3 protein-coding genes, 2 tRNA genes and 1 pseudogene are annotated in these 5230 nt (G+C 71.7%); all 6 read right to left on the reverse strand.

The genetic code is table 11. The features are described 5' to 3' along the window. Nucleotides 1-2454, reverse strand: a pseudogene (locus tag ACWJ6R_RS29470) (Tex family protein); the annotation flags it as partial. A 207-nt stretch (nt 2455-2661) separates the two neighbouring features. Next, entirely contained in the window at nt 2662-3624 is a 963-nt protein-coding gene (locus ACWJ6R_RS29475; RefSeq protein WP_449065359.1) for an NAD(P)-dependent alcohol dehydrogenase, read from the reverse strand. 134 nt (nt 3625-3758) lie between these two features. After that, a tRNA-Arg gene (locus ACWJ6R_RS29480) sits at nt 3759-3831 on the reverse strand. An 11-nt stretch (nt 3832-3842) separates the two neighbouring features. Further along, a tRNA-Met gene (locus ACWJ6R_RS29485) sits at nt 3843-3915 on the reverse strand. Between the two features lie 196 nt (nt 3916-4111). After that, nucleotides 4112-4639 (reverse strand): GNAT family N-acetyltransferase, encoded by a 528-nt coding sequence (locus tag ACWJ6R_RS29490; protein WP_449065360.1) that lies wholly within the window; start codon nt 4637-4639, stop codon nt 4112-4114. Between the two features lie 187 nt (nt 4640-4826). After that, a partial coding sequence (locus ACWJ6R_RS29495) for a cellulose binding domain-containing protein (RefSeq protein WP_449065361.1) occupies nt 4827-5230 on the reverse strand: 404 nt, incomplete at its 5' end.

Below are 5230 nucleotides of genomic sequence, written 5' to 3' on the forward strand. Positions count from 1 at the left end.
CGAGACCGGCGCGGCGCAGGGCCTCGGCCATGGCGCCGCCCGGCGCGTTGCGCGGCTGGCCTCCCCGCTCCCGGCCTCCCTGCTGCTGGCCTCCCCGCTCCCGGCCTCCCTGCTGCTGTCCGCCGCGCTCCCGGTTCCCTTGCTGCTGTCCGCCCCGGGCCTGGCCGCCGCGCTGCTGCCCACCGCGGTCCCGGCCGCCTCCCCGGCGTTCCCCCTCACCCTCCGGTCGGCGGTTCCCCTGCCTGCCGTCGCGCCGTCCGCCCTGCCCGCCGTCCTGCCCGCCGCCCTGCTCGGAACGGGCCTCGGCCTCGTCCTCCAGGCGGAGGGTGAGCGAGATGCGCTTGCGCGGGATGTCGACGTCGAGCACCTTCACCCGGACCACGTCACCGGGCTTGACCACCTCGCGCGGGTCCTTGACGAACGTGCGTGACATCGCCGAGACGTGGACCAGGCCGTCCTGGTGCACGCCGACGTCGACGAACGCGCCGAAGGCCGCGACGTTGGTGACCACGCCCTCCAGCAGCATGCCGGGCGCGAGATCGGAGATCTTCTCCACGCCCTCCTTGAACGTCGCGGTCTTGAAGGCCGGGCGGGGGTCGCGGCCCGGCTTCTCCAGCTCGGCGAGGATGTCGGTGACGGTCGGCAGGCCGAAGGTGTCGTCCACGAAGTCCTGCGGCTTGAGGGAACGCAGCACCGCGGTGTTGCCGATCACCCGGGTGATCTCGCCGCCGGCCGCGGACAGGATGCGCCGTACCACCGGGTAGGCCTCGGGGTGCACGCTGGAGGCGTCGAGCGGGTCGTCGCCGCCGGGGATGCGCAGGAAGCCCGCGCACTGCTCGAAGGCCTTGGGGCCGAGCCGGGCGACGTCCTTGAGCGCCCGGCGGGAGCGGAACGGGCCGCAGGCGTCGCGGTGGGCGACGATGTTCTCCGCGAGGCCGGAGGTGATGCCCGACACCCGGGTCAGCAGCGGCGCCGAGGCGGTGTTGACGTCCACGCCCACCGCGTTCACGCAGTCCTCGACGACCGCGTCGAGCGAGCGGGAGAGCTTGCTCTCGGCCAGGTCGTGCTGGTACTGGCCGACGCCGATGGACTTGGGGTCGATCTTGACGAGCTCGGCCAGCGGGTCCTGCAGGCGGCGGGCGATGGACACCGCGCCGCGCAGTGAGACGTCCAGGCCGGGCAGTTCCTGCGAGGCGTAGGCGGAGGCGGAGTAGACCGACGCGCCGGCCTCCGAGACCACGATCTTGGTCAGTCCGGGGACCAGCTTGAGCAGGTCGGCCGCGAGCCGGTCGGTCTCCCGGGAGGCGGTGCCGTTGCCGATCGCGACCAGCTCCACGCCGTGGTCCTTGGCCAGCTTCGCGAGCGTGGCCAGGGACTGGTCCCACTGGCGGCGCGGCTCGTGCGGGTAGATCGTGTCGGTCGCCACGACCTTGCCGGTGCCGTCCACCACCGCGACCTTCACCCCGGTGCGCAGGCCGGGGTCCAGCCCCATCGTCGGCCGGGTCCCCGCCGGAGCGGCCAGCAGCAGGTCGCGCAGGTTGGCGGCGAACACCCGGACCGCCTCGTCCTCGGCCGCCTGCCACATGCGCATCCGCAGGTCGATGCCGAGGTGGACGAGGATGCGGGTGCGCCACGCCCAGCGCACGGTGTCGGCCAGCCACCTGTCGGCGGGCCGCCCCCGGTCGGAGACGCCGAACCGGTGGGCGATGGCCTCCTCGTACGAACCGGTGGGCTCCTCCTCGGGCTCCAGGGTGAGGGTGAGGACCTCCTCCTTCTCGCCCCGGAACATCGCCAGGATCCGGTGCGAGGGCAGACGGGTGAAGGGCTCGGCGAAGTCGAAATAGTCGGAGAACTTCGCGCCGGCCTCCTCCTTGCCCTCGCGCACCGCCGCGACCAGCCGGCCCCTGCTCCACATCCGCTCGCGCAGCTCGCCGACCAGGTCGGCGTCCTCGCTGAAGCGCTCGACCAGGATGGCGCGGGCCCCGTCCAGCGCGGCGGCCGCGTCGGGCACCCCCTCGCGACGAAGGCCGCGGCGGCGGCCTGCGGGTCGACCGACGGGTCGGCGAGCAGGCCGTCGGCGAGTGGTTCGAGCCCGGCCTCCCGGGCGATCTGCGCCTTGGTCCGCCGCTTGGGCTTGTAGGGCAGGTAGACGTCCTCCAGGCGGGCCTTGGAGTCGGCCGCCATGATCTGCGCCTCGAGGGCGTCGTCGAGCTTGCCCTGGCTCCGCACCGACTCCAGGATCGCGGTGCGCCGCTCCTCCAGCTCGCGCAGGTAGCGCAGCCGCTCCTCGAGCGTGCGCAGCTGCGCGTCGTCGAGCATGCCGGTGGCTTCCTTGCGGTAGCGGGCGATGAACGGCACCGTGGATCCGCCGTCGAGCAGCTCCACCGCGGCCTGCACCTGCCGCTCGCGCACGCCCAGCTCTTCGGCGATCCGCTGATGAATAGAAGTCGTCACGATCTTCTTCCCCTTGTGATGGACGCCCCCAAGCTACCGCGCGCCCCGCCCGCCCGGAGGTCCGACGCCGTACGGCGGGCGGTCCTCAGACCGTCCACGGTCACCCGCCAGATGGAGAGCCGCTCGGCGTCGCCCGTGCGTGCGCCCTCTCCCGGACGGACGAGCCCTTGCGCATCGCCCTGACCCCGCCACCGGAATCTTCGGGGGTCAGGGCTCGACGGTGACCACCACGTTCCCGATCTTGTGTCCGGTCTCGACGTAGCGGTGGGCCTCAGCCAGCCGGTCGAAGGAGTAGCGCCGGTCGATGACGATCCGCAGCTTCTCCGCCTCGATGAGCCCTTTGAGGTAGACGAGCGCGTCGTTCTTGTCCACCGACATCCCCGTCACGACCCTCCTGCCGCGCGACACCGACGTGCCCAGGGACAGGAAGGTGTTGTGGAGCCCGGTGGTGGACGCATAGCGGCCCCGGGGCGCGAGCACGGCCCTGGCCCGGGAGAACGAGGTCTTGCCCAGCGTGTCGAAGACGATGTCGTACACCGCCCCGCTCCTGCTGTAGTCCTCCCTGGTGTAGTCGATCACCTCGTCGGCCCCCAGCTCGGCGACGAGGCCGGCGTTCCTCGGGCCGCACACCGCCGTGACGTGCGCCCCGAAGTGCCCGGCGAGCTGCACGGCATAGGTACCGATGCTGCCGGAGGCGCCGTAGACCAGGACCTTGTGGCCGCTGCGGATGCCGGCCCTGCGGAGGAAGTACAGCGCGGTCGAGGCTCCGTCCACCGAGGCGGCGGCCTCCTCGAATCCGGTGTTCACCGGCTTGGGCGCGAGCGAGGCCCGTTGCGGCAGGCACACGTACTCGGCGTTGGCGCCGAGCCGGAAGCCGGTGAACCCGAAGACCTCGTCACCGGGCCGGAAACGGGTGACCCCGGCTCCGACCTCCTCGACCACCCCGGCGAGTTCGGTGCCCAGCGTGCGCATCCTCCTCCGCGGGTGGAGGACGCCGATGACGACCCGCCCCCACAACGGCTCGCCGCGGCGCATGGCGCACTCCGCCGAGGTGACCGTCATCGCACGCACCCGGACCAGCACCTCTCCGGCCCGGGGAACCGGCTTGGGCACCTGACGCAGTGTGAGGACCTCGGGAGGGCCGAACCGGGTGTAGACGGCTGCCTTCATGTGGGGACTTCCTGTCGTGGCGATACGGAGGGGACCGGCAGCTCAAGGATCGATGATGGGAGCTGTGGGGACGCTGAGAGAGGCTGAGAAAAGGCGAGGGACGCGCGCTGGGGTTTCCCGCTTGTGTTCCTCGGTGCCTCCGGCTGGATTCGAACCAGCGTCCTCCTGCTCCGCAAGCAGGCGCGCTCTCCACTGCGCCACGGAGGCCGGGTGCCGCGTGGCGGGTGTGGGAATCGAACCCACCTTGAGCGGCTTATGAAACCGCCGGGCACGCCAGCGCCCCCACCCGCCGGGAATGTAAAAAGCCGCCCCGGTCCGAATGCCCGGGACGGCTCGCACATGACATCGCCGATCGTCACATGCGAGCCCGCCCGGGCATGCTCATTCGGCGTCGGAGGCGCATTTCGATTTCCTTTCCGTGTTCTGCGGACCGAGCATGCCACGCCGGGACGACCCGGCGTGACATGTTTTCCCGGCGGTACGGACGTCAGCCGGTCAGCTCGCCTTCCAGGAGGGTCATGATGAGGTGGTCGTGCCATTCCCCGTCGCGTCGGAAGGAATGGCGCCGCCTGCCGTCCACGGAGAAGCCGGCCTTCTCGTAGACCCGGATCGCCGCCGCGTTCTCGGCGACGACCCAGAGCGCGATCGAGTGCAGCCGCATCCGGTCGAAGCCGTACCGGCAGATCACCCGGGTGGCGTCGGTGCCGTAGCCCTTGCCCCAGCAGTCCTTCTCGCCGATGTAGATGTCGAGTTCGGCGCTGCCGGTCTCCGGTTCGGTGTCACCGAGCCGGACGATCCCGATCAGCCGTCCCTCGTCGAGGGTCTCGATCACGAGGAGCACGCCGTCGTAGGAATTGGCGCCCCTTTCTTCGCATCGGGCGGCGACCTGGGCCAGCGACTCCGGATAGCCGTCGTCCATCCAGCGCATGACCTCCGGGTCGCTGTTCCAGCGCCACAGGGCCTCGGCGTCGGACGGTTCCATGGCGCGCAGCCGTACGAGCTCTCCGGTCAGCAAGGGATTCGCTCCGTTCAGTGGGGGGTGAAACGGGGAATTCCTAGCATTCGCCGGCGGGGCCGATCAATCGGTTATCCGGGCCGGAGCGGCGGGGGAGAACGGATCGTCATGCCCGGGCGGGCGACGGGACCGGTCCGCCCGGTCCGTCCGGCCTGCGGGTCCGTCCGGCCCGCGGGTTCCTCCGGAGTCAGCCGCAGGTGATCTCGGTGAAGGTGGGGGGCGACTGGGCCGCGCCGACGAAGCCGATGTCGGTGGCGGTGGCGCCGGGGGCCAGGACGGATCCGTCGTCTTCGAGCGCGTGGATCATCGCGATGGGGCCGCTCTGCATGTGGGTGCCGTTCCAGGCCTGGGTGATGGTCGCGCCCTTGGGGAGGATCCACTGGATGTACCAGCCGCCCAGCGGCGTGTCGGCCGTGTTGGTGATCGTCGCGGTGGCGCGGTACCCGCCCGGCCAGGTCTCGACGAGTTTGAGCGTGGCCTTGCAGCTGCGGGCCGGAGGCGGGGGCAGGGCCGCGGGGTCGGCGGGCAGCGAGGAGCGGGCCGTACCCGCCGGGGCGGGGGGAGAGGGGGCCGGAGGAGCGGAGGCGCCGG

The sequence above is a fragment of the Planomonospora algeriensis genome, assembly GCF_977012225.1.